This is a genomic window from Streptomyces sp. NPDC090445, assembly GCF_044769385.1.
Lineage (GTDB): Bacteria > Actinomycetota > Actinomycetes > Streptomycetales > Streptomycetaceae > Streptomyces.
In genome coordinates this window covers 149,389-173,130 of sequence record NZ_JBIVXV010000006.1, presented here as the reverse complement: position 1 = coordinate 173,130, position 23,742 = coordinate 149,389, and the positions used below count along the sequence as shown (strand labels likewise).

The window sequence follows — 23,742 nt, the reverse complement described above, 5'->3', positions numbered from 1 at the left end:
GCCGATCCCTTCCTTAAGGGGGCCTCAAGATCCCGGCCCGAGCGGCCGAACCGGCGATTTGTCCGATTCCGGATCGCTAGCGTGCTGCCCCGTCCCCCCTCCCCGCACCGATGAGGCAGGCAGTCATGACCAGGAACGCACACCGCCGCACCGCCGGCACCAAGGCGAAGGCGGCCGGAGCGCTCGCCCTGACCGCGGCCGTCGCCGGCACCGCGATCGCCCTCACCGGCACCGCCCAGGCGGCCGCCGCGGGCGCCGCCTTCACCCGCTCCAGCAGCTGGGACTCCGGCTACACGGGCCAGTACGTCATCACCAACACCGGCAGCCAACCCCTGAAGGACTGGACCCTGGAGTTCGACCTGCCCGCCGGGACCACCCTGTCCTCGCTGTGGAACGGCGAACAGACCGTCAGCGGCGGCCACATCACCGTCAAGCCGCCGCGCTGGGACACCGCCGGACTCGCCCCCGGGGCCTCCACCACCATCGGCTTCGTCACCGCCGCCAAGGGCGGCGCCCCGGCCAACCCCACCGGCTGCCTCATCAACAAGGAGAAGTGCTCGCCCGGTTCCGGCCCCACCCCCCTCCCCACGGGCCGCCCCACCACCGCCCCGAGCCCCACCGCCACCACCCGCCCCACGACCGCGCCCACCGCCACGGCGACCGCGACCGCCGGCCCGAAGCCCACCGCCACCGCGACCCGCCCGGGCGGCACCACCAAGGCGGCCCCGTTCGCCCCGTACGTGGACACCTCGCTCTACCCCGCCTTCGACCTCGTCGGCACGGCCGACCAGACCGGCGTCAAGGAGTTCAACCTGGCCTTCATCACCTCCGGAGGCGGCTGCAACCCGCTGTGGGGCGGCGTCACCGCCCTCGGCTCCGACCACGTCGCCTCCCAGGTCCAGGCCCTGCGCGCCAAGGGCGGCGACGTCCGGGTGTCCTTCGGCGGCGCCGCCGGCTCCGAGCTCGCCCTCGCCTGCTCCTCGGCCGCGGACCTGGCGGCCGCGTACGGCAAGGTGATCGACGCGTACGGACTGACCAAGGCCGACTTCGACATCGAGGGCGCGGCCCTGCCCGACACCGCCGCGAACACCCGGCGCGCCCAGGCCATCGCCCTGCTCCAGAAGAAGCACCCCGGCCTCAACGTCTCCTTCACCCTGCCCGTCATGCCCGAGGGCCTGACCCAGCCGGGTGTCGACCTCGTCGCCAACGCCAAGCGCAACGGCGTGGCCATCTCCGCCGTCAACGTCATGGCGATGGACTACGGGCCGGCGTACAGCGGCGACATGGGCGGCTACGCGATCCAGGCCGCGACCGCGACCCAGGCCCAGATCAAGGGCGTCCTCGGGCTCTCCGATGCCGAGGCCTGGAAGACGGTCGCCGTCACCCCGATGATCGGCGTCAACGACGTGACCAGCGAGATATTCACGGTCGAGGACGCCACCCAGCTGGCCGATTTCGCCCGCGGCAAGGGTCTGGCCTGGCTCTCCATGTGGTCGGGGGCCCGCGACAAGCAGTGCCCCGGCGGCGCCAAGAACCAGGCCGACGCCACCTGCTCGTCCATCCTGCAGGCCCCGCTGGCCTTCACGAAGGCCTTCGCCGCCCGTTCCTGAGCGGTACCGCGCCCCGCAGGGGCGCCGGGAACTGCGCGACCGGCCCCCCGCCGGCCCGCAGTGTCATGACCGGATTGCCGACGGAGCGCCCGGGCGGCCCGGGCGGCCCGGGGCGCCCCTCCCCACCGCCCCGGGCGCCGACCGTCCCGCTCCGTGTCCGGCCGCCGGCGGCCCGTGCCCGGCCCCGGGCCGGGCGAGGCCGCCGGGCGGCGCCGCGGCGGCCGGGCCGAGCGCGCGGGTGGGTCCGGGGTGACCATGGTCACGTGGGAGACAACCCGCGGGACCGGGGTGCCGGCCACCGGCTGATGGAGGAGGCGCTGGTCGAGACCTGCGCCGAGGCCGGTGCGTCCATCGGCATGTTCTACCTGCCCGAGCCCACCGGACGGGTGCTGCACCTGGCGGTGACCGTCGGGGTGGCCCGCGAGTTCGCGGTCCCCTGGGCCCGCGTCGGGATCGACGACCCGGTCCCCGTGGCGGACGCGGTCCGCGAGCAGCGCCTCGTATGGCTGGGCGGCCTGGAGGACACGGCCCGCCGCTACCCGCGGGTCGGCCTGGTCGTGCCGTACCGCTTCGCGCTTGCCGCCACCCCGCTGGACACGGCCGGCACGGCCGACGAGATGCGCACGGGCGCCGGGCTGGTGCTCCTGTGGCCCGGCTCGCACGGGCCGCGCCTCAGCGACCGGGAGCGGCAGGTGATCGACTCGGGCGCGCAGCGCCTGGCCGGCATCCTGCGCCGGGCCGCCGACGAGGGCCGCGCCATCCAGCCGGAGGCCCACCCGGTCATCCTGGCGCCGCGCCCGCCGCCCACCCCGGGACCCGCGGAGGCGGCGGCGGGCCTGGCCTTCATCCGGCGCCTGCCGGGAGGCAGCTGCGCCCTGGACCTGAACGGAAAGGTCACCTACATCACGGAGCGGGCGGCGGACCTGCTGGGCGAGCCCGTGTCGCGGCTGGTCGGCGCCCTCCCGTGGGAGGCGCTGCCCTGGATGGACAACCCCACCATCGAGGACCACTACCGGGCGGCCATGATCAGCCGGATGCCCCGGAGCTTCCTCGCCGACCACCCGGACGGCCGCCGCCTGCGCTTCGACCTCTACCCGGACGCCAGCGGGCTCAGCGTCCGGATCACCCAGGCCGCGGAGGAGCCCGCGCCCTCCGCCGCCGCGCCCCCGGCCGCCGAGACGGCGCCCTCGCCCAGCCGCGCCCACGCCCTCTACCAGCTGATCCACCTGGCGGCCATCCTCACCGAGGCCGCCCACGCCCAGGACGTCGTCGAGAAGGCCGCCGACCAGCTCGTCCCGGCCCTGGGCGCGCATGCCATGGCCCTGCTGGTCGAGGAGGAGCAGCGGCTGCGCATCGTCGGCTTCCGCGGCTACACGGCCGAACTCATGGCCCGCTTCGACGGCGTGCCCGTCTCCGCCGACACCGCCCGCACCCACGTGCTGCGCACCGGCACCCCGCTGTTCTTCGGGAGCCCGGACGAGCTGCTGGCCGCCTACCCCTCGACGATGGTCCTCGACGGCATGGCCGCCTGGGCCTTCCTGCCCCTGATCTCCTCCAGCCGGCCCGTCGGCTCGCTCGTCCTGGGCTACTCCCACCCCCGTACGTTCGCCCCCGGTGAGCGGGCGATCCTGTCCGCCATCGCCGGCCTCATCGCCCAGGCCCTGGAACGGGCCCGGCTGTACGACTCCACCCATCAGCTGGCCCGGAGCCTCCAGACCGGCCTCCTGCCCCGGGTCCTGCCGCAGGTTCCCGGTCTGGAGGTGGCGGCCCGCTACCTGCCCGCCGCGCAGGGCCTCGACATCGGCGGCGACTTCTACGACCTGATCCGCATCGACGACACCACCGTCGCCGCCGCCATCGGCGACGTCCAGGGCCACAACGTCAATGCCGCCGCCCTCATGGGCCAGGTCCGCACCGCCGTCCACGCCACCGCCGGGGCGCCGCCCGCCGAGGTCCTCGCCCGCACCAACCGGCTGCTGACCGACCTTGAACCGGGCCTGTTCACCAGCTGCCTCTACGTCCACATCGACTTCACCCGCCGCATGGCCAGCCTGGCCACGGCCGGCCACCCGCCGCCGCTGCTGCGCCGCGCGGACGGCTCGATCGAGGTGCTGGACCTGCCGCCCGGGCTGCTGCTCGGCATCGACCCGGATACCGCGTACACGGCGACCGACGTCCCCTTCGCCCCCGGTGCCCTCCTCGCCCTGTACACCGACGGCCTGGTCGAGACCCCGGGCCGGGACATCGGGGACGCCATCGGCGAGACGGCGGCCCGCCTCGCCCGCACGCCGCGGCACGCAGCCCTGGACCTGGTGGCGGACAACCTGATCGGGCACGCCCGGCACACGGCACCCCGCACGGACGACATCGCCCTGCTCCTGCTGCGCCATGGTTACCCCGATCCTATTTTTCCCTTGACTCTAAAGATGCGCTCGAAGTAATGTTACATCTGTCGTAATTTCCCTTCCGGATGTGAGGACACCCTTGACCCAGACCCCCTTCGACGGTGCAGCCGAGTTCGACCGCCAGGTCCACACCCTGATCGGCCTCGGCTACCCGGCGATGTCCGGCCTGGACCCCGAACAGTTCACCGCCCTCGTCGCCCCCCTGCGCGGGCACGCCGCGGCCGCCCCGCCCGAGGCGTACGACCAGGAGGCCGGCCGGGTGCCGTTCCTCCTGGTCGTCACCCGCAGCGCGGCAGCGATCGAGGAGACGATGCCCCGCACCACCCTGCGCGGCGGACGCCTCCCCGGCATCGTCGACCGCTCGTTCGAACCCGGCTCGCTCGAACGGTTCACCGCCACCCCGCAGACCGGCCTCCCGGACGGGGACGCCTACCTGCTGACCGCCGTCGAGCGCGGCGAGGAGTTCTGCGGGGCCGTGCCCCGGGACGCCATGGACGTCATCGCCGGCCGGGGCCGGACCCTCCTCACCATCGAGGAGGGCATCGCGTTCGTCACCCACTTCCCGCAGCTCCTCGTCACGAACAAGTGCTTCTCGCTGGGCGGTTCACGCAGCGGCGACCGCCGGGTTCCGGCCATCTGGATCAGCCGCAAGGCGCCCAAGCTCGGCTGGTGCTGGGAGGGCAATCCGCACACCTGGCTCGGCATGGCCTCGGCCGGAAGCCGTACGGCCGGTTCCGCGGCGGCCGATTCCGCCGTGGCCGACTGACGCCGAAGCGGTCCGCACGGCGGCCCGGGGGTGCCAGACTGGCCGTGTCGGCACGACGGCGTGCGTTCCAGGAGGTGTCACACCGTGGCCCAGGGTCCCCAGGAGTCCTACCCGGCGATGCGGCCGGCGGTCGAGGAGACGTACGGCCCGGCGGACCTCAGCCGGGAGTCCGTCTTCGCCGGAGGGTTCATCAACTTCGGCTACTGGAACGCGATCGACCTGAGCTCCCCCCTCGGCGAGCCCGAACGCATCCGCAGCCAGCAGGACCTGTACCGGCAGGTCCTGGACTCCGCCGGGCCGCTCGCGCACCGGCGGGTCCTCGAAGTGGGCTGCGGGCTCGGCATGGGCTGCGCGCTCGCCCTGGGGGAGTACGGTCCCTCCGGCGTCACCGGCATGGACATCCACCCGCAGCAGCTGGAGCGGGCGCGCGACACGCACGCCGGCCTGCTGCGGGAGGAGCCGGGACGGCTGCGGTTCGTCCGGGGCGCCGCCGAGCGGATGCCCTTCGGGGACGGCGAGTTCGACGCCGTGGTGAGCGTGGAGGCCGCCCAGCACTTTCCGGACCTGGCCGCCTTCGCTGCCGAGACGGCGCGGGTGCTGCGGCCGGGCGGCCGGGCAGCCGTCGCCAGCTTCTTCACCGTGGACGACGCGCCCGGCCGCCCGGCCGAACTCGCAGGGCTCCTGCACACGTTCGAGACCGGCCTGGACATCGCCCGCCCGGTGGCCGCGCTCACCGACGCGTTCGCCGGGGCCGGGCTCGCGGACGCCCGGGCCCACTCGATCGGGCCGCAGGTCTGGACGGGCTGGGACACCTGGCTGGCCCGCCTGTGGGCGCCGGACACCTGGCCCCGGAACTTCTTCCGGGCGTACGAGCGCCGCATCATCGACTACTACGTCGTCATCGCGACCCGCCCGCAGCGCGGGTGACCGCCCGGGCGCCCCGTTCCCGGCGGAAAATCCGGTTGGCCGCAGCGGCGTCCGCGCCTACGCTCCTCCGCGATGGAGATGTCCTTCCGGAAGCTGCCGGACAATCAGCACGAGATCCTCGTCCGAGCCCGCAAGGGCCCGGACGTCAGGCTCCCCGCCCAGCCGGTCGGCCCCACGATGCCGCACGACCTGGTGCACGCCGTCGTGGAGACCGCCCTCGGCATCGACGACGGCTTCTGGGGCGCGATGGCCCGCGGGGCCACGTTCCAGGGTTTCGAGACGGTCGAACCGGGCCGGCACCGCAGGTCCGGCATGAAGGTGCTCCGCCGGGGCGGTGACGCGGTGATGGCCGCCGAGCTCTCCGTGAACTGGGCGTACCGCGTGTGGCGCGGACTGGACACCGAGGGCCGGGGGGTCGGCCGCCCGCCCATCGGCCCGGACGCCCTGGCCCGCACCGGGCCCCGCCTGGACGCGGCCGCCGCCCGGTGGGCCGCGGTCCCCGAGGGCGGGGAACTGCTCTGGCGCTGGGGCACCGACCGCTGAGCCCTGCCGCTACCGGAGGTCGGAGAGGTCGACGGATTCCTGCGGGGGCGGGGTCTTGGCCGGCACCGGCTCGTTGTAGTCGGAGAAGTCGGCGCGGCCCCGCTGGCCGCTCTCGACGCCCTCGACCCGCAGCAGGTACGGCTTTCCCTCGGTGGCGACGTAGTAGGTGGCCGTGTCGGCGCCGTCCCGGCCGGTGACCGTGATCGCCGGCGCCCCGTCGACGGTGGCCGTCCCGCCCTTCGTCAGGTTCTCCGAGGCGGGCTGCGCGGCGTACTTGCGCTGGAACTCGGACAGGTCGCAGACCTGGGTGAGTCCGCGCAGCAGGACGTTCTCGGCACTGCCGTGGATCCAGCGGTCGTTGATCAGGGCGGCCGCGTCCTTCCCGGCCGGCCCCGGGACCTGGGACGTGAGGAAGGCCGTGTCCGGCTTCAGCCAGATGTCCTGTCCCCGCTTGACCATCTCCGCGCTGCCGCCGCCCTTGGGCAGTCCGACGCGGCCGGCGCAGTTGCCGTTCACGTCGAGGCGGAGGTCCAGGGTGGTGGCACCCGCCGCGTCCTGGACCTGCGCCACCATGTGCACCGACCGCGCGCCGGCCAGTTCCGCCCGCGCCCGGTCGACGATCACCCGCGCACTCTCGTCCTCGATGCCGTTGCCGGCGGGCGCCGCGAACCCCGCCAGCAGCGTGCTCGCCGCCCCGGCGGCCAGGACGGCGGCCACTCTCCGGAACCCGGACATCGCCTCACCTCCGAGGAGGAACGCATCACCCGATCAGCGTAGGCCGGGTGGACGGAGGGCGCAGTCGGGGGACGCGGGCCCGGCCGGCTCGATCCGGGCGATGAAGCCGTGTTCCAGCGCCGTGTAGAGGGCGCCGTCGGGTCCGAAGACGAGACCGTGGGGTTCGCTGCCGGGGTGCGGCAGCGGGATGTCGGTGACCCGGCCGTCGGGGGAGAGGCACGCCACCCGGCCGGTGGCCCACTGGGTGAACCAGCAGGCGCCGTCGGGGCCTGCCGCGATCGCGTGCGGGCGGCAGCCCGGATCGGGCAGCGGGAACTCGGTGATCGCGCCGCCGGTGGTGATCCGGCCGATCCGGCCCGCGGTGATCTCGGTGAACCACAGGGCCCCGTCGGCGCCCGCCGTCAGACCCACGGGCCCGCACTCCGGACCCGGCAGCGGGTACAGGGTGATCCGGCCGTCGAGGGTGATCCGGCCGAGGGCTCCGGCCCGGTTCAGGGTGAACCAGAGCGCGTCGTCCGCCGCCGTGATGAAGGCCGGGAAACCACCCGCCTCCGGCAGCGGGAACTCGTCCACCTCGCCGCCGATGCCGATCCGGCCGATCCGGTCGGCGCCGGCCCGGGTGAACCACAGCGCGCCGTCCGGCCCGGCCGTGATGCCGTACGGGGTGGCGGCCCCGCTTCCGGCCGCGGTGCCGGGGAGGGCGTAGGAGCGGGACTGCCCGGAGGTGTCGATCCGGCCGATGCGGTCGTCCCGCATCCGGGTGAACCACAGCGCGCCGTCCGGCCCCGGGGTGATGAGCGCGGGCCCGCAGCCGGCGGAGTCCAGCGCGAACTCGTCGAGCCGGCCCCCGGGGGCCAGCCGGGCGATGCGGCCTGCGTGCACGAGGGTGCACCACAGCGCACCGTCCGGCCCGACGGCCAGCGCGTACGGCCCGGAGGCGGGGTCGCCCAAGGCAAAGGTGCGGATACGCGGGGAAGACATGCGGGGAAAGGCTCCCTTCGTCCGGGGCGCGGGCGCACGGGCGCACGGGCAGGCACGGGCGGGCGCGGGCGGCCGCGGGGACGCGGTGCCCCGAGCCCGCTCGCATTCACCGCCGTCCGCTCTACCACGAAGTGCTCCAGCCGCGCACCGCCCCCGACCCCACGCCGCCCGGCCCGGCGGCGTCATCCCGCCACGCCCCGGAGCTCCGGGGCGTGGCGGGATGACGGCCCCTGCGGGACACGCGTCGGCCCGGTACGTGCAGTACGAGGTCGTGCGTGTGCGTGTGCGTGTGCGCGTGCCGGGTCGGCGATCGGCTCCAGCCGGCCCATGTCCTCCTCGCCGGTCCGCTGCTCCTGCTCCTGCTCCCGCTCGTGCGGTGTCGGGCGCGGGACCGCCGTCCGCCGTCCGGACGGCGGTTTCGCCCGACGGGCCGGGTGTTACGTGCCCGCCAGGGTGTTCCGCAGGCGGCGGGCCTCCCGTACGGACTGCGACGAGCCGGGGCGCCCGGCGAGCTCCTCGACTCCGGCCACCGTCCCGCGTGCCCCGCAGTCGCGGGCGCAGTCCGCGGCCAGGGCCAGCAGCGGCGGGAGCGGCCGCGGCGGGGTGCCCGCCCCGGCCGCCGCCAGCAGCCCGGGGAGCGCCGCGGCCAGCACCGGCCACACCGCGGCGGCGCCGCCCGCCGTTCCGGCGGCGGTCCGGAGGGATTCCGTCACGGCCGGCAGCCTGAGGGTGCCGAGCAGCACCAGCCGGGCCAGCTCGCCGCCCAGCAGGGCGCCGTCGAGGCGGTCCCGCGCGGCCAGGGCGGCCAGCGCCGCCACGGCCGCTTCCCGGTCGGCGTCGGGGCGGGCGCCGAGCCCGTACGCCAGGGCCAGGTGCACGGCCGGGCCGGGCGGCCCGTCGCCCGCCGCCAGCGCGGGCAGGAACTCCGGGCCGCTCTCGCCGTCCTGGTCGGCCGTCGCCGCGACCTCCGCCAGCATCCGCGCCGCGACGATCTCCGGATGCCAGGGGAGTACGGCCGCGGCGTGCCGCTCCCGGTGGCCGAGCAGCAGGTGCCGGCAGCCGATCAGCGGCTCGAACCGGCGGAAGAGCGGCCAGAACGTCCTGGGGAAGTCGCCCCGCCCGGGCAGGCCCCCGGTGCCGACCAGGATCCGGCGCCCCACCCGGGCGCCCCGTCGCCGGCTCGGCGGCTGCGGCGGTCCCGGCTCCTGTTCCACCGTCCACTCCGGCTGCGGCAGACCGCCCTGCCGCAGCCATGCGGTGACCCGCTCCCCCTCGGGCAGCGTCAACTCGGCCGCCGCCCGCAGCACGTCCGCGTCGGCGGGGCCGCCGCCGCACCGCAGCAGCGCCTGCCCGAGGTCGGCGGGCCCGGGCCGGGCGCCCGCCTGTTCGTACTCGGTGAGCCGCATGACCAGGTCGCGCGCGTCCACGGCGCCGTCGGCCCGGCTCGGCGTGGCCAGCAGCATGGGCATGGTCACCCCGGCCCGCAGCCACCCGCAGACCTCGGCGATGCGCTCGCCCATCACCAGGTGGACGGCCTCGTGCTGACACGTCTCCAGCCAGCCCCGCCCGTCATCCTGACCGGTCTGCGGCTCCGCGTCGACGGGCCGCACGGCAGCCCGTACGACGGCCAGCAGCCGCTGCGCCGCGTACGCCCGGGGCCGGTGGACCCCGCTCCAGCGGTCCGCGACCGGGCGCAGCGCCCCGGCGAGCCCGGCCCGGTCCCGTCCGGCCCGGCGGACCACCGCGTCGAGCAGCTCCTCGTACGCCGTCACGCTGCCGCCGTCGCCGCGGATCAGCTCATCGGCCGAGCACGCCACCGTCGCGAGCCCGGCGGGCACACCTTCCCCGACCATCCACCCCACCCGTTGTCTCCACGCCCTGTCCGCCCGACCCGACCGGGGCGGCGCGCGAGGATAACAAGAGGCCGGAGCGGGGGAGTTCCGCGGGGCGGCCGCCTCACCTGCCGCGTGCCCGGTCGGTCTGCGCGGCCGCACCGACCGGAGGTCCGGGCCGGCCGCGGCGCGCGGCGCACAGGTGGCGGACCAGGGCGGCCCCGGCGAGCAGGGCGAGCAGCGCGCAGACCGCGGGCCAGCCGAACCGCGTGTAGGCGCGGACGCCGAGCCAGGAACCGGCGGTGCCGCCCGAATAGGCGCAGGTCATGTAGGCGGTGTTGAGCCGGCTGCGGGCGTCCGGCCGCAGCGCGTACACCCGCCCCTGGTTGGCGACCATGCCGGACTGCATGGCGGTGTCCAGCAGCAGGGTGCCCGCGATCAGCGCGGCCAGGCCGGCCGGGCCGCCGAGCGCGCCGCCCGCGAGGACGGCAGCCGATACGAGGACCCCGGTCAGGGAGACCAGGTTCACCCGGTCCGAACCGTGCCGGTCCACCAGGCGCCCCGCGAACGGGGTGCACAGCATGGTGACCCCGCCGACCAGCGCCAGGAGCCCGACGGCCTGCGCCCCCATCCCGTACGCGGGCCCGGTCAGCAGCAGGGCCAGGCTCGTCCAGACGGCCGAGAACCCGCCGAAGACGGCGGCCTGGTAGAAGCAGGAGCGGCGCAGCTCCGGTTCGGCACGCAGCAGCTGCAGCGGCTCCGCCAGGAACGCGGCGTACGGGCGGCCGGTGGCGGAGGCGGCCGGGACCGTGTCCGGCACCGCGTACCGCATGACGGCGGCCAGCACGAGGGTGACGACCGCGGCCACCAGGTACGGGGCCCGCCAGCCCAGCCATTCGCCCAGCACCCCGCTGAACGTACGGGCGAGCAGCATGCCCCCGGTCGACCCGCTCAGCAGCGTGCCGAGCACCGCCCCCCGCCGGTCGGGAGCCACCAGCCCGGCCGCCAGCGGGCCGATGACCTGCGCGGCCACGGTCGTCAGCCCGACCAGGGCGCTCGCCGCGACCAGCGGCGGCAGGGCGGGGGCGCAGCCCGCGCCCAGCAGGGCCAGACCGGTGAGGGAGAGCAGGACGACGAGGAGCGAGCGGTGCCGGATCCGGTCGCCGAGCGGCACCAGCAGGACCATACCGGCGGTGTAGCCGATCTGGGTGGCGGTCACCACCAGCGTGGCCTCGTCGGGCGGGGCGTCCAGCCCGGCGGCGATCAGCGGGCCGACGGCCTGCGGGAAGTACAGGTTGCCTACGGCCACGGCACAGGTCACGGCCAGGATCAGCACCAGGCGGCGGCTCATCCGGCCGCCCCGGGGGCCGCGCCCGGCAGGGGGTTCGGGATCGGGGAGGTCATGGAGGGAAGTCCACGGCACCGGGAGCGCCCTGCCAACTGATGTAGCGTACGGCTTAATGATCAGCTTCGAACTCGGTGTCGAGGACCTCGCGGACACGCGGTTCGCCGTCTCGCCCCTGGGCGAGACCGTCCTGAGCCTGCGCGTCCTGCGCGATCCGGGCGTGTCCGCGCTGCACCTGCCGTGGCGCAGGTCCGTCCTCGGCCGGCTCGGGGCCCTGGACACCGCCCTCCTGATGTCCCTGGTCGCGGACCGCCTCACCCTCCCCGACTTCCTGACCCCGCGGCCCGCCGCCTTCGAGCCCGCGTTCGAGGACGAGCTGGCCGCCGTCCGCCGGACCCCGCCGGAGCGGGTCCGCCGCGATCTGCTGGCCGCGCACGCGCCGGACCCGCTCCCCGACGCGCTGCGGGCGGCCGTGGACGCGCCGCCCGCCCGCGGGGACGCGCCGGTCATCGCCCTCCGCGACCGCATCTGCGAACTCCTGCACCGGTACTGGGAGATCGCCGTCCAGCCGGTGTGGCCGCAGCTGCGGCTGGTCGCCGAGGCGGACATGACCTACCGGGCCCGGCAGCTGGCCCGGGGCGGCGCCCGGCTGCTCTTCGCCGACATGCACCCCCAACTGCGCTGGGAGGACGGCGGATCGCGGGGCGTCCTGCGCATCCACCGCACCATCGGCGGGTATGAGGCGCAGGCGTCCGGCCGGGGCCTGCTGCTGGTGCCCTGCGTGTTCGCGCACAAGCCGGCGCCGCCCGTCAGCCGGGAGGAACCGCTCTGGCTGCTCTATCCGAGCCGCGGGGTGGCGACTCTCTGGCCCCCCGGACCCGGACCCGGTCCCGCATCCGGTCCCGGACCCGGTCCCGTCCCGGCCGCCGGCCTCGCGGGTCCCGGCGGTCCTGCCGGTGCTGCCGGTCCTGCCCGGCCTGCCGGTGCCGCCGGGCCGGGGGTCGCGCCGGCTCTCGTACCGCTCCTCGGCGCGCCCAGGGCCCGGCTGCTCGGACTGCTCGCGGAGCCGCTGGCCACGGTGGAACTGGCCCGCCGCCTGCGGGTCACGCCGAGCGCCGTGTCCCAGCACCTGCGCGTGCTGTACGGGGCCGGGCTGGTCACCCGGGCCCGCCACGGCCGGCAGGTCCTGTACCGGCGCAGCACACTCGGCGAGCAACTCGCCGCCGGACGCCCCTAGCGGCACGCCCGGCCCGCGGTGCGCACCACCGTGCGCGTGCTCGGCGTGCGCTTGCTCGGCATGTGCCGGCCCGGCATGTGCTGGCCCGGCGTCCTCGCCCGTCCCCGGGAGCGTGTGAGCCCGTCACAGGTGGCAGCAGCCGTCCCGCAGCATCTGCCGGGTCACCGCGCGCCAGTCCTCCGGCCCCGCATCCCCCTCCGGACCCGCGTCCGCGGTCCAGGCGTCGCGGGTCGCCGGGCCGGCGGTTCCCGTGAACGCGGTCTCCAGGGAACGGCGTTCGAACAGCATCCCGCCCCGCAGTGCCGCCCGGATGCGGATCAGGTCGGCGAAGTCGGTGAACGGGTCGCCGTCCACGAGGGTGAGGTCTGCCAGCCTGCCCGGCTCCACCGTGCCGAGGTGGTCCGCCACCCCGAACACGCGGGCCGGGGTGCGCGTCGCCGTCGTCAGCGCCTCGGCCGGGGTCAGCCCGTACCGGACCAGCGCCCGCAGGCCCAGGTGCAGGTGGAGGCCGACCGGGACGAGCGGGGCGTCCGTGCCGAGCGCCACCCGGCCGCCGTCCCGCAGCACCCGCCTGTACGTGTCGACCTCCCGCTCCAGGACGGTGAGCTGCTCGGCGGTCGGCGGCTGCGCCGCGGCCGCCCGTACGACCTCGACGTCCCAGGGCGGCATCAGCGCCGTCACCCGCGGGTCCGCCGCCGTCGCCGGGTCGGCGCCGAGCAGCGGGAGGGCCGTGAACGGCGTGGCGATCAGGTCGAAGCCGCCCTGCGCGTAGACCGCCACCGTGTCCTGGTGGGTGAGCCCTCCCGGGGTGGCGCCGTGCCCGTACTCGGCGCGCTCGGTGGCCACCAGGTGCGTGGTCAGGTCCTGCCCGGACTGGATCCCCGCCGCGCACAGGTGCGATCCGGCCAGGACGCCCAGCCGCTCGCGGGCGAAGGCCGCCGCCTCCTCCATCTGCCGGTAGGGGGCGCGCACGTACGTCTTGACGAGGTCCCAGTCCAGCTCGGCGGCGCGCTCCAGGGTCCGGGCGAAGCCCTCGCGGGTGCGGTGGGCGCGGCCCATGCTGTAGGCCACGCGCGGCCCGTCGAGCAGCTCCCCGCCGGCCAGCAGGCGGGGGGCCGTGAGCAGTCCGGCCCGGATGTCCTCGCGCAGCCGGGCCTGTTCGTGGGCGGAGCCGCCGAGCGAGACCGTGGTGGTGACGCCGTACGCGAGCTGCAGCAGCCCCTGGCGGGCCCCGTAGGTGTACGGGTACGAGTGCACGTGCGCGTCCCACAGGCCGGGCAGCACCGTCGCGGCGGACGCGTCGACGAACCGGCCGGCCCGCCGGGTCCGCGCCGGCCGGTGCGGTTCGACGGCGGTGATCCGCCCGCCGCTGACGATCACGTCGGCGTCGGCGCGGGGCACCGAACCGGTGCCGTCCCACAGCAGTCCGGCGTGCACGACCGTGTCGACGGGGGCGGGCCGCCGGTACGACAGCACGACCGGAACGGTGCGCGGCTCGGCGGCGGCCCGGCCGTCCCCGTCCAGGGCGAGCAGCCGCAGCCGGGCCCCCGACTGGTACAGCAGGGTGCGGGAGTCCGCCGACCAGGAGGGATGGTCGGCGGGTTCGTCGGTCATGCGGCGGGCCGGGCCGGAGGGAGTGCCGTTCGGGTGCACCGGCAGCAGCCACAGGGCCGATTCGCCGACACAGGCGAGGTGGCGGCCGTCGGGCGACCAGACGGGCCCGCTGGCGTACCGGTCGGAGAGCGAGGCGTGCGGGGCGAGCGCGTGCAGCCGGTCCGCTCCGGTGTGCGTGTCGACGATCCGGATGAGGTTGTACCCCTCGCGGAAGCGCCTGCTCAGCCGGTTGCGGTCGCACAGTGCGAGGTACCGGCCGTCGGGCGACCAGCTGGGCCGGCCGGGCAGGCCGCCCCCGCCGAGCGCCGCGACGAGCGGGGTGTCGGTGCCGGAGGCGAGGTCGCGGACGAGGAGCCGGCCGGCCAGGTCCAGCGCCGCGAGCCGGGTGCCGTCCGGGGAGAGGACACCGTAGACGCGGCCGCCGGCGGCGAGCACGGTGTCCCGGCCGGTCGCCGGGTCCAGGCGGCGCACCGCGTTCAGGCCGGACCGGTCGTCGGTGTAGACGAGGGCCGTGCCGTCCGCGGTCCACACGGGGCATTGCACGTAGGCGGTCGCGGGGGACTGCAGGATCCGGCGGGGCGTTCCGCCGCCGACGGGCACGGTCCACAGGGCGTTGAGGGCGGCGAAGGCCACGCTGCGGCCGTCGGGTGAAAGGCAGGGCAGGTGCACCCCGCGGACCGGCCTTTTTCGCTCCGCCTCCAGGACGTACTCCTTGAACCGCGGCCGGGGCCGGTGCACCTCCAGTACGGCGTCGAGGGCGATCTCGCGGCCGGTGTGGTCCCGGTGGGGGCGGATCACCCGGAACCGGCCGTCGAGCGTGACGAGCAGGTCGTCGTCGCCGATCCAGCGCGGGGGAGCGGGGGCGAGATCGCCGTCGAGGGGGACGAGCCGGCCGTCCACGAACAGGGTCATCGTCTCGGCCCGGCGGGGTCCGGGCAGCGCGCACAGCCACGCGGTCCGCCCGGCCGGGGACACCGCCGGGGCGAGCAGCTTCCCTGCTGCGGCGGTGTGTTCGACCCGTACGGGGCCCTCGTCCTCGCCCCCGGCCGCGACGGAGACGAGGGTCCGCGCGGTGAGGACGTCCCCGTCGACGGTGCCACGCACGAAGAGCACCCGGGTGCCGTCCGCGGACCAGGCGGGGTCGTAGTCCTCCCACTCCGCCACTGTGCCGGGGACAGTCGTTCCGGGGACGCCCGTGCCGGCGGCGCCCGTGGTGGGGACACCCTGGCCGGGGCCGTTCTGGCCGGGCAGCCCGGTCAGTCGGCGCAGCCGCCCGTCCCGGACGCCGACCGTCCAGATCCGGTACGGGCTGCCCGCCACCGGATCGCCCCCGCGCTCGGAGCAGAAGGCGAGGGTCTGCCCGTCGGGGGACCAGGCGGGAGTCCGGTGGTCGAACATGCCGTCGGTCAGCTGCCGCAGGCCCGAACCGTCGGGCCGCATGACCCAGATGTGGAAGGCCCCGCCCCGGTAGGCGCTCATCGCGACACTGCGGCCGTCGGGGGAGAACACCGGGCGGCACGGCTCCAGGTCCGGCGGGGTGAGCGGGGTCGCGGTACCGCCGTCCGGGGGCACCGACCAGAGGACGTTCTGCACCTCGGCGATGACGCGGTCGCCCGAGGCGGTGGCCGTCGCCGCGCCGTTGGTCGCGGCCGTGAACCGGAGCCTGACCCGATCGCCGGCCGCGGCCCCCGGGGCATCCGATGCTCCGCCGGCCGCTGCCACGGCGGCCTCCGCGGCCTCCGCCGCGACCGCGGCCGGCAGGACCGTCAGCACGCCGCCGGAGACCGCCTTCAGAACCGCCCTGCGCCGCATCCGCACCACAACCCCTCGTCCCGCTCCGCCGATCACCGCCCGTCAGCCGCTGAACGATCAAGGGGGCCGGGAGGCAACGGCACGGGCCGCGGGCCCGTGCCCACCGGCTGCCCCGGGGCGTGCTGCCCCGGGGCGTGCTGCCCCGGGGCGTGCTGCCCCGGGGATGCGGGTGCGTGACCGTTTCCGCGGTGAAGCCGTTCGCCCGTCCGGGTGGGTCACCTCCCGCCTTGCAGACCTGCCGCGGCACCCGGCAACCAGCTCTGGTACTGGGACGCCGGCAGACTGTGCAACCTGGCCGAGCTGCACTGTCTCGACGTCCGCAACGGCGAGGCCGACACCACGCGGAGGCCGCCGGGCCGCCCGGTTCACCCCCGCCCCGGGCCTACCAGGCCACGTGCAGCACCTCCGGTGAGCGGTGGATCAGCGTTGGGAGCATCCGCGGCGGCGGCCGGTCCCCGTCCAGCCGGAGATCCGGCAGCCTCCGGGTCAACAGCGCCAACGTCAGGCGCAGTTGCTCCCGGGCCAGCCGGGATCCCGGGCAGCCGTGGGGGCCGTGCCCGAACGCGAGGTGGCCCCGGTCCGCGGGTCGCCGGATGTCGAACTCCCGCGGCCGCTCGTACCGTTGCCCGTCGCGGTTGGCGGAGCCGTACGCCACGAGCAGGGTGGCTCCGGCGGGCAGTGCGGTCCCGGCGAGGGTCACCGGCCGGGTGGTGGTCCGACGGAAGGCCTGGACGGCTGCGTCGAAGCGGGCGCCCTCCTCCACCGCGGCCGGGATCAGGCCCGGGTCGGCGCACAGCATCCGCCACTGCTCCCGGTCGGCCAGCAGGTGCAGCAGGGTGGTCGCGATGAGCGCGCTCGTCGTGAGGAAGCCGGCGATCAGCAGGTTCTGGAGGGCCGCGACCAGCTCGTGGCGCTGTTCGAGGCTCAGTTCCCCGTCCCCGGGGGCCAGCGCGGCCACCAGCTCCGAGCACAGGTCGTCGCGGGGGCGGGTGCGCCGGTCGCGGGCGAGGCGGTCCAGCAGGTGCTGGAGGGCGACCACGTCCTCGGCCGCGGCCGCCTGGGCCGACGGCGACAGCGGGCGGAAGGCCATCTCCTCGGCCCGGTATCCGCCGTGCACGGCCGCGCGCACGTCCGCCGGGTCCAGCCCGATCAGCCGCCCGATCACCTGCCCGGGCAGCCGCCGGGCGTACGCCGCCACCAGCTCCGCGGCCCCGTCGGTGGCGAAGGCGTCCACCAGGCCCTCCGCGCAGGTCAGGGCGTACGGGACGACCGCCGCGACCCGGGTGGCGGACAGGCCCCGGCTCAGCGGGGCCCGGAGCCGGCGGTGGGCGGCCCCGTCCGAGGAGACGACGGTGGGTCGCGGCGCGAAGCCGCCCGCGAGCACGCCGAGCGCCTCCGGCGACGGAGGCACGTCCGGCAGCAGGGCGTGCGCCGAGGAGAAGTCCTCCGCACGGCGGAGCACCTCCCGCACGTCCCGGTCGCGCGCCACTAGCCAGGCGTCGGCCTCCGGTACGTACAGCAGGCCTTCGGCCCGGCGGGCGCGGGTGTAGCGGGGATAGGGGTCGCGGTAGAACTCGTCCCGCCTCGCCTGGTCGTGCCGTGCCACACGGGCCTCCGGATTGCGGTCGGGGCCGGCCGCCGCGCCCGGCGGGCCGGACGGGGTTCCGGTGCGTCGGCATCCTGCCCGACACCGGGCCCACCCGGAAGACCGCCTCGCCGCCGACCGGCCTGCCGTGGCCTGTCCGAGCCACCGCCCGGCCGGTGCACGCCCGGCTGTCGAACACCGGACCGTCCCTCCGCGGACCCGGTGAGGCGAGCCGGAGCACCGCCCGGCCCGCCTCCCGCCCGCGCGATGTACGGCTGCGGCGGGGCACCCCCCGCGGGCACGACCGGCGTTCCGGCGGCCCCGCGGCTGCGGACGCGCGGGCCTGGGCGGGCAGTGCCTGGGCCCGTACGGCGCCGGCGACGGCCACCGGCGGCAGTCGGCCCTGTTGTGCGGGCCGCGGACGCCGGATGCGCCCCTCCGGGTCGCCCGGCCCGGCCGCGTCGGCCGGTACCGGAGGGGTGTCGTGCCCGTGGCGGCAACTTCGGTGTGTGCAGCATGAGTTGCCGCCCGTGCCCGCCAGGGTTCCGGGCCTCGGTGCCCGGCCGGGGTGTCATCGGGAGAGCAGGCGCTCCACCTCGCGTACGACGTGGCCCGCACCGTCCTCCGCGGCCATCCGCCGGGCGGCGGCTGCGGCCCGCGCGCGGGGCGCCGGGTCCCCGACGGCTGCGCGGAGCGCCCGTGCCAGGGCGGGCGCGGACAGCTCCTTGAGCGGCAGCGGTCCTGTGGCGGCGCCCAGGCCGGCGACCCGGCCGGCCCAGAACGGCTGGTCGGCCGTGACGGGGACGGGCACCGCGGGCACCCCCGCCCGCAGCGCGGCGGCCGTCGTACCGGCACCCCCGTGGTGCACCACGGCCGCGGTACGCGGGAAGAGCAGCCGGTGCGGCACCTCGCCGACGGCCAGGACGTCGTCCCCGGTGGCGTGCAGGCCTGCCGCCCCGGCCTGGAGGACGCCCCGGAGTCCGGCTTCCCGCAGGGCCCGTACCGCGATGTCGCCGAGCCGCTCGCCCTCGCCTGCCGCCATGCTGCCGAAGCCGATGAAGACCGGCGGCGGTCCGGCGTCCAGGAAGTCGGCCAGTTCCTGCGGAAGCCGGGCGTCCTCCGGGCAGTGCGGCCACCAGTTGCCGACGACCTCCAGGCCCGCCCGCCAGTCGTCGGGGCGGGGGAGGAGGGCGGAGCTGAAGCCGTGCAGGACGGTCCAGCCGGCCCGGTCCTGCCGCTTGCGCACCACCGGCTGGGCGACCGGCGGCAGGCCGAGGGTGTCGCGCAGCTCCCGTGCGGCCCCGGCGTGCATCCGGTCGACCACGCGCAGCGCGAGGCGGCCCGCGGCCCGGTTCCCCCACGGTCCGAGGGAACGTCCGGCGGCCACGACCGGAGGGAAGCCGCCCGTGGGCGCCACCGGCTGCAGGTACACCCCCAGGGCCGGTATCCCGAGGGCCTCGGCCAGGTGCCAGCCCAGCGGCGCCGTCGTGGTCGACAGCAGCAGGACGTCCGCCCCGCCGGACGCGGCCAGGGCCGCCATGCCCTGCCCGAGCTCCCGCATGAAGACGGCGGCCCGGCGCATCATCCCCCCGCCGCCGGCGGGCCCCCCGCCCGGGTCGGCGGCGATCCCCCGGAACTCCAGCCCGGCCCTCGTCACCAGGTCCGCGAACTGCTCGGGCGCCGCCACCGCGACATGGAATCCGGCGTCCCGCAGCCGGCAGCCCAGGCCGGTGTACGGGGCGACGTCGCCGTACGAGCCCGCCGCCGCGATCAGTACCCTCACCGCGACCGCACCCGCCCCGCGTTGGCGTGGACGGCGTCCCGCAGCCAGCTGTCGAGCCCCGGCCGCTGCTCGGGGGCGGGCACGACGAGGGCGAAGGCCCGCGCGTCCTCGATGTACTCGTCCGCGATCCGGCAGTGCATCTCCGGCGGGCACGGCGTGAACCAGCGGCCGATGTGCCCGCGGTGCTCCTCGGCGAGGTCCATGGCGCGGGGGCTGTCGGAGGCCGTCCCGGCCTCGAAGGCCGCGATGAGCGACCGCCGCCAGCCCGCCGCCTCGGTCATGAGGGCGCGCCAGTCCTCCTTGGTGTGGGCGGCCGCCCGGGCCATGGATTGCTGGTGGCCCTCGCTCTCACCCCACTTCAGGTGCGCGTCGGTCGCGTAGCTCAGGTCGAACGCGACGTCGCCGAACACCTCGAACCGCTCCTGCGGGGTGAGCCGTACGCCCGTCTGCTGCACCTCGATGGCCCGCTCGGCGACCTCCACCAGGCTCTGCAGGCGGGTGATCTGCTCCTTCAGCGACCGGTGGCGCTCCCGCAGGTGGCCGAGGGCGTCCGCCTCGGGATCGGCCATGATCGTACGGATCTCGTCGAGCGGGAAACCGAGCTCGCGGTAGAAGAGGATCTGCTGGAGACGCGCCAGATCCGCGTCGCTGTAGAGCCGGTAGCCGGCGAGGCTGCGCTCGCTGGGCGACAGCAGCTGCGCCTTGTCGTAGTGATGCAGGGTGCGCACCGTGACCCCGGCGAATCCGGACACCTGTCCGACTGAATAACTCATGAAATAACCTTTCCGTTCCGTCGGACCGAGCCTGTGGCCTGACGTAAGGGGAGGGTCAAGCGCAGTCCGTACGGCGTGGGCGCGAGCGGGGTCCCGGGGGCCGGCGCGGCGTCACCCGTCGGGTGACACCCCGAGGTCGCGGCGCATCGCGGCCCGCATGTCCCGGAGCAGGTCCCATATCTCCTCCCGGGCCGCGGCCACGGCGTCGAACGCGTCCCCGGCCGCGGGCCCGGCCGTGCGGTCGCGGTCGAGGCGCTTGACCCGGCCGTAGACCGCGTTCAGCGCCTGGTTGACCGCGCTCGCCCGGGCGAGCACCGCGTCGGGGGCGATCATCTGCGCCTCGGAGTACCGGTCGCGATGGGCCCGTTTCGCCTCGTCGAGGGCCTGCCGGTCGGCATCCTCGACGGTGCCTTCGAGGATGCGGTGCAGGTGGTGGTTGAGCGCCGTGGTGAACTGGCGTGCGTCCCGGTTGAGCTCCACGTAGCAGGTGCGCCGCAGGAGCAGGTCGTCGCGGGTCTGCTCCTGGTCGCGGACCAGGTCCAGCTCCCGGCGCTTCGCCCGTTCGGCAGCGCGCTGGGTGACCAAGGCTCCCCCCAGCGTGCCGGCCATGCCCGCCACCGCGATGACCACCGCACCGATGTCCACGCATCCCCCTGACAGCCCCTCATGCCCCCGCCCATGCTAGGCGGACCGCAGGTCACCGCCGTCCGGGCTGCCCGCGCAGTCCCGGTCATCCAGGCCGTTCCGGTCATCCCCGCCCCGTTCGCCGGCTGTGGTGCCGGTGGCGGCGAGGCGGGCTTCGAGGCCGTCGAGGATGGCCTCCACCCCGAACTCGAACTTCCGGCGGGCCACCTCGGCCGGGTCCTCGTCCACCTGCGCCTCCAGGCGGGCCCGCAGCCGCGGGTACTGGGCCGCGATCCCGGTCGCCCACGTGACGACGTCCTCGACGGGACCGCCCTCCTCGCCCCGGCCCGGGCGGATCCGCGCCCGCGCCATCGCCGCCTTGACCGCGTCGTCGATGGCCGCACCCGCCAGGAAGGTGAACGCGGTGTTGACCGCCCAGTCGAGGTCCGGCCCGCTGAAGCCGGCGGCCTCGTAGATCGCGTAGCTGTGGTCCTGGAGCCCGGCCATGCCGTGGCCGTAGACGAAGTGCGTGCTGGCGGCGGTGATGAGCCACGGGTGCCGCAGGGTCGTGCCGTGGGCCTCGTGGACCAGGGCCCGCGCGGCGGCCCGCCAGCCGACCTCGCCCGGGTCCAGCCGCTCGATCTCCCCCCACACGCGGTCGGCGGCGAGGACGACGAGGTTCTCCTTGTTCCCCACGTGCCAGTACATGGCGGTGGGCGCCGACCCGAGCAGTCGGCCCAGCTTGCGCATGCTCAGGCCGTCGATCCCCTCGGTGTCGAGCAGGTCGATGGCGGCCTGGACGATCTGGTCGCGGCTCAAGGTCTCACGGGGCATGGGCGCAGCGTAGTCCAGGACTTTCACGCCGTTCAATCCCTCTCTTGCACACCGTGCAAGTCCTGTCCTACGGTGGGCTGCGACCCGAAGTTGCACACCGTGCAATTCGTCGGCGGCGCGCCCGCACCGCAGGCCGCCGTCCATCCGCACACCGGGGGAGACCGTGACCGAGCCACTGCTGACCGCCCTGCCCACCGCCCGCCCCGCCGGCTGCCCCTTCGACCCGCCCCGCGAACTCGCCGGGCTGCGCGAACGGCACCCCGTCAGCCGGATGACCTATCCCGACGGCCACGAAGGCTGGCTGGTCACCGGATACGGCCCGGCCCGGGAGGTCCTCGCCGACCCCCGGTTCAGCTCGCGGTACGAGCTGATGCACCTCCCGATGCCGGGCGGCCCCGCGGGCACGCTGCCCCCGGCGCCGATCGGCGACATGACCGGTATGGACGCCCCCGGGCACACCCGCTACCGGCGGCTGCTCGCCGGCCGGTTCACCGCCCGCCGCATGCGCCTGCTCACCGAACGGGTCGAGGAGATCACCGCCGGACGCCTGGACGCCATGGCGCACGGCGGCACGGAGGCCGACCTCGTCACGGCGTTCGCCCAGCCCGTTCCCGCCCTTGTGATCTGCGAACTGCTCGGGGTCCCGTTCGCCGACCGCGACACCTTCCAGCGCCACGTCCACACCCTGATGAGCCTGGACGTGAGCCCCGAGGACCGGTTCGCGGCCGTCGCGGGGCTGCAGCAGTACATGCTCGCCCTGGTCCGCACCAAGCGGGCCGCCCCGGCCGACGACCTGCTCAGCGACCTCACCGCCAGTGACCTCACCGAGGAGGAACTCGCGGGCCTCGGCGGTTTCCTGCTCGGCGCCGGACTCGACACCACCGCCAACATGCTCGCCCACGGCACGTTCGCCCTGCTCACCCATCCGGAGCAACTCGCCGCCCTGCGCGCCGATCCGAGCCTCGCCGACAGCGCCGTCGAGGAGCTGATGCGCTACCTCAGCGTCGCCCACACCACGGTCCGGGTGGCCCTGGAGGACATCGAGCTGTACGGCTGCACCATCAAGGCGGGGGAGAGCGTCACGCTGTCCGTCGAGGCCGCCAACCGCGACCCGGAGCGCTTCCCCGCCCCCGACGCCCTCGACATCCGCCGCAAGGCCACCGGACAGCTCGGCTTCGGCCACGGCGTCCACCAGTGCCTCGGCGCCCAACTCGCCCGCGTCGAGATGTGCGTCGCCCTGCCGGCCCTCGTGAACCGCTTCCCGGCGCTGCGCCTGGCCGTGCCGGCCGCCGACGTCCCGCTGCGCACCGGCATGAACATCCACGGAGTGCACCGGCTCCCGGTCGCCCTCGTGTGACGGGACGCCTCGCGTGAGGGATGCCCCGCGTGACGGGATGCCCCGCGTGACGGGACGCGGCGACCGGAAGCACGGGCTCCCCGCCCCGGACCGCAGTCCGGAGGCGGGGAGCCCGAAAGGGGGCGCGGCGGGTCAGGCCTTGGGCGCCGCCACGGGCTCGGGCCGCAGGGCGGCGGCCCGCGTCATGACGACGTCCACGGGCATGTGGTTCGCCTTGAGCGCCGCGTACGCACGGCACAGCGCCTGCGTCCGCACCGGCCGGCTGCCGGCGGACGCCGTCAGGTCACCCGAGCACTGCAGCTCCCACCGGGGGAAGCGGCGGCGCACCCGCGCCACCGGGGCGCTGGGGGCGAAGTACAGCATGGTCGTGTTCTCGTGCGGGTTGTGGGCCGAACCCTCGTACACCATTCGGCCGCTCGTCTCCAGACGGTCGGCGAGACGGGTCAGGGTGCTCTCCTCGGCCCGCTCCATGAAGAGTCCCACATGGTTCTCGAAGCCGTGCACACGCTCCTTCGTGCCCACGTCCTCCTCGTAGGCGGGGCTGGACCGGGGGAAGAGGAAGACCTCGACATCGGGCGCCGGGCCCGCGGTGACGCGCAGCCGCGTCACCCGTATGTCCGCATCCTCGGGCAGCCAATGGCGCTCCACCAGACGGCGCTTCACGAGCACGCTCGGTATCGTGGGCGAGGCGGTCCAGCCGTTTTCCTCGAAGTAGTCGAGGGCGGATTCCACGGTCTCCGGGAACAGCAGCGTCGCGCAGTGTGAAACAACGCAGCCGCTCCCTATTTCCCGTTTGAGATCGCCGGGTATCCAGGGAGGCAGGAGATACTCCAGCGATTTGCTGGAGGCGTGGAGGGCGTAGTCAACAGCATGTTGGAGGCGCTGGACGTCGCATGGTTCGAACGTCTCGTGATGCATGTCGCAGCCTTTCTGTTGCCGACACCTGATTAAAGCCATGTCACCCATCAGGCGGCATTCG

At 75.6% G+C, this 23,742-nt stretch carries 18 protein-coding genes; 7 read left to right on the top strand and 11 right to left on the bottom strand.

Annotated features, from left to right (window positions below):
* Nucleotides 1-125 precede the first annotated feature (125 nt).
* The 5 genes from ACIQUT_RS15865 to ACIQUT_RS15845 all read left to right on the top strand — a co-directional run bounded on the left by ACIQUT_RS15865 (nucleotide 126) and on the right by ACIQUT_RS15845 (nucleotide 6,251).
* Complete coding sequence (locus ACIQUT_RS15865) at nucleotides 126-1,610, top strand: cellulose binding domain-containing protein (protein WP_403563476.1); 1,485 nt, start codon at nucleotides 126-128, stop codon at nucleotides 1,608-1,610.
* A 263-nt stretch (nucleotides 1,611-1,873) separates the two neighbouring features.
* Nucleotides 1,874-4,051 (top strand): SpoIIE family protein phosphatase, encoded by a 2,178-nt coding sequence (locus tag ACIQUT_RS15860; protein WP_403563474.1) that lies wholly within the window; start codon nucleotides 1,874-1,876, stop codon nucleotides 4,049-4,051.
* Between the two features lie 43 nt (nucleotides 4,052-4,094).
* Entirely contained in the window at nucleotides 4,095-4,781 is a 687-nt protein-coding gene (locus ACIQUT_RS15855) for a DUF5701 family protein (RefSeq protein WP_403563472.1), read from the top strand.
* A gap of 84 nt (nucleotides 4,782-4,865) precedes the next feature.
* Complete coding sequence (locus ACIQUT_RS15850) at nucleotides 4,866-5,708, top strand: methyltransferase domain-containing protein (RefSeq protein WP_403563470.1); 843 nt, start codon at nucleotides 4,866-4,868, stop codon at nucleotides 5,706-5,708.
* A gap of 72 nt (nucleotides 5,709-5,780) precedes the next feature.
* Nucleotides 5,781-6,251 (top strand): hypothetical protein, encoded by a 471-nt coding sequence (locus tag ACIQUT_RS15845; RefSeq protein WP_403563468.1) that lies wholly within the window; start codon nucleotides 5,781-5,783, stop codon nucleotides 6,249-6,251.
* A 9-nt stretch (nucleotides 6,252-6,260) separates the two neighbouring features.
* Here the strand turns inward: ACIQUT_RS15845 and ACIQUT_RS15840 are convergent, their stop codons facing one another.
* From ACIQUT_RS15840 to ACIQUT_RS15825, 4 genes are all read right to left on the bottom strand, one after another.
* Nucleotides 6,261-6,986, bottom strand: a complete 726-nt coding sequence (locus ACIQUT_RS15840) for a hypothetical protein (protein WP_403563466.1) — start codon at nucleotides 6,984-6,986, stop codon at nucleotides 6,261-6,263.
* A 33-nt stretch (nucleotides 6,987-7,019) separates the two neighbouring features.
* Nucleotides 7,020-7,967 (bottom strand): virginiamycin B lyase, encoded by a 948-nt coding sequence (locus ACIQUT_RS15835; RefSeq protein ID WP_403563464.1) that lies wholly within the window; start codon nucleotides 7,965-7,967, stop codon nucleotides 7,020-7,022.
* Between the two features lie 437 nt (nucleotides 7,968-8,404).
* On the bottom strand, nucleotides 8,405-9,820 hold the full coding sequence (locus ACIQUT_RS15830; protein ID WP_403563463.1) for a hypothetical protein: 1,416 nt from the start codon (nucleotides 9,818-9,820) through the stop codon (nucleotides 8,405-8,407).
* Nucleotides 9,821-9,923: 103 nt separating this feature from the next.
* The gene (locus ACIQUT_RS15825) at nucleotides 9,924-11,150 is read right to left on the bottom strand and encodes an MFS transporter (protein WP_403563461.1); all 1,227 of its coding nucleotides are present in this window, start codon (nucleotides 11,148-11,150) and stop codon (nucleotides 9,924-9,926) included.
* Between the two features lie 109 nt (nucleotides 11,151-11,259).
* Here ACIQUT_RS15825 and ACIQUT_RS15820 point away from each other — a divergent pair, with 109 nt between their 5' ends.
* Nucleotides 11,260-12,381 (top strand): ArsR family transcriptional regulator, encoded by a 1,122-nt coding sequence (locus ACIQUT_RS15820; protein WP_403563459.1) that lies wholly within the window; start codon nucleotides 11,260-11,262, stop codon nucleotides 12,379-12,381.
* A gap of 123 nt (nucleotides 12,382-12,504) precedes the next feature.
* On the opposite strand, the gene ACIQUT_RS15815 is transcribed toward ACIQUT_RS15820, so the two are convergent.
* The 6 genes from ACIQUT_RS15815 to ACIQUT_RS15790 all read right to left on the bottom strand — a co-directional run bounded on the left by ACIQUT_RS15815 (nucleotide 12,505) and on the right by ACIQUT_RS15790 (nucleotide 21,406).
* Nucleotides 12,505-15,807, bottom strand: coding sequence for an amidohydrolase family protein (locus tag ACIQUT_RS15815; protein WP_403563457.1), 3,303 nt, complete (start codon nucleotides 15,805-15,807; stop codon nucleotides 12,505-12,507).
* A 382-nt stretch (nucleotides 15,808-16,189) separates the two neighbouring features.
* Nucleotides 16,190-17,413: a cytochrome P450 gene (locus ACIQUT_RS15810; protein WP_403563456.1), complete on the bottom strand. Its 1,224-nt coding sequence runs from the start codon at nucleotides 17,411-17,413 to the stop codon at nucleotides 16,190-16,192.
* A gap of 550 nt (nucleotides 17,414-17,963) precedes the next feature.
* Nucleotides 17,964-19,175 carry a glycosyltransferase gene (locus ACIQUT_RS15805; protein ID WP_403563454.1) on the bottom strand — a complete coding sequence of 404 codons (1,212 nt, stop codon included), beginning with the start codon at nucleotides 19,173-19,175 and terminating at the stop codon, nucleotides 17,964-17,966.
* Entirely contained in the window at nucleotides 19,172-19,948 is a 777-nt protein-coding gene (locus ACIQUT_RS15800; RefSeq protein WP_403563452.1) for a MerR family transcriptional regulator, read from the bottom strand. Before ACIQUT_RS15800 ends, ACIQUT_RS15805 begins: the two co-directional genes overlap by 4 nt.
* A gap of 111 nt (nucleotides 19,949-20,059) precedes the next feature.
* Nucleotides 20,060-20,593 (bottom strand): hypothetical protein, encoded by a 534-nt coding sequence (locus ACIQUT_RS15795; protein WP_403563450.1) that lies wholly within the window; start codon nucleotides 20,591-20,593, stop codon nucleotides 20,060-20,062.
* Nucleotides 20,594-20,629: 36 nt separating this feature from the next.
* Complete coding sequence (locus ACIQUT_RS15790; RefSeq protein ID WP_403563448.1) at nucleotides 20,630-21,406, bottom strand: TetR/AcrR family transcriptional regulator; 777 nt, start codon at nucleotides 21,404-21,406, stop codon at nucleotides 20,630-20,632.
* A gap of 163 nt (nucleotides 21,407-21,569) precedes the next feature.
* Between ACIQUT_RS15790 and ACIQUT_RS15785 the strand changes: the two genes are divergently transcribed.
* A complete protein-coding gene (locus tag ACIQUT_RS15785) occupies nucleotides 21,570-22,763 on the top strand; it encodes a cytochrome P450 (protein WP_403563445.1) in 1,194 nt (397 codons plus the stop codon).
* 132 nt (nucleotides 22,764-22,895) lie between these two features.
* Here the strand turns inward: ACIQUT_RS15785 and ACIQUT_RS15780 are convergent, their stop codons facing one another.
* Nucleotides 22,896-23,681: a hypothetical protein gene (locus ACIQUT_RS15780; protein WP_403563443.1), complete on the bottom strand. Its 786-nt coding sequence runs from the start codon at nucleotides 23,679-23,681 to the stop codon at nucleotides 22,896-22,898.
* Nucleotides 23,682-23,742 lie beyond the last annotated feature (61 nt).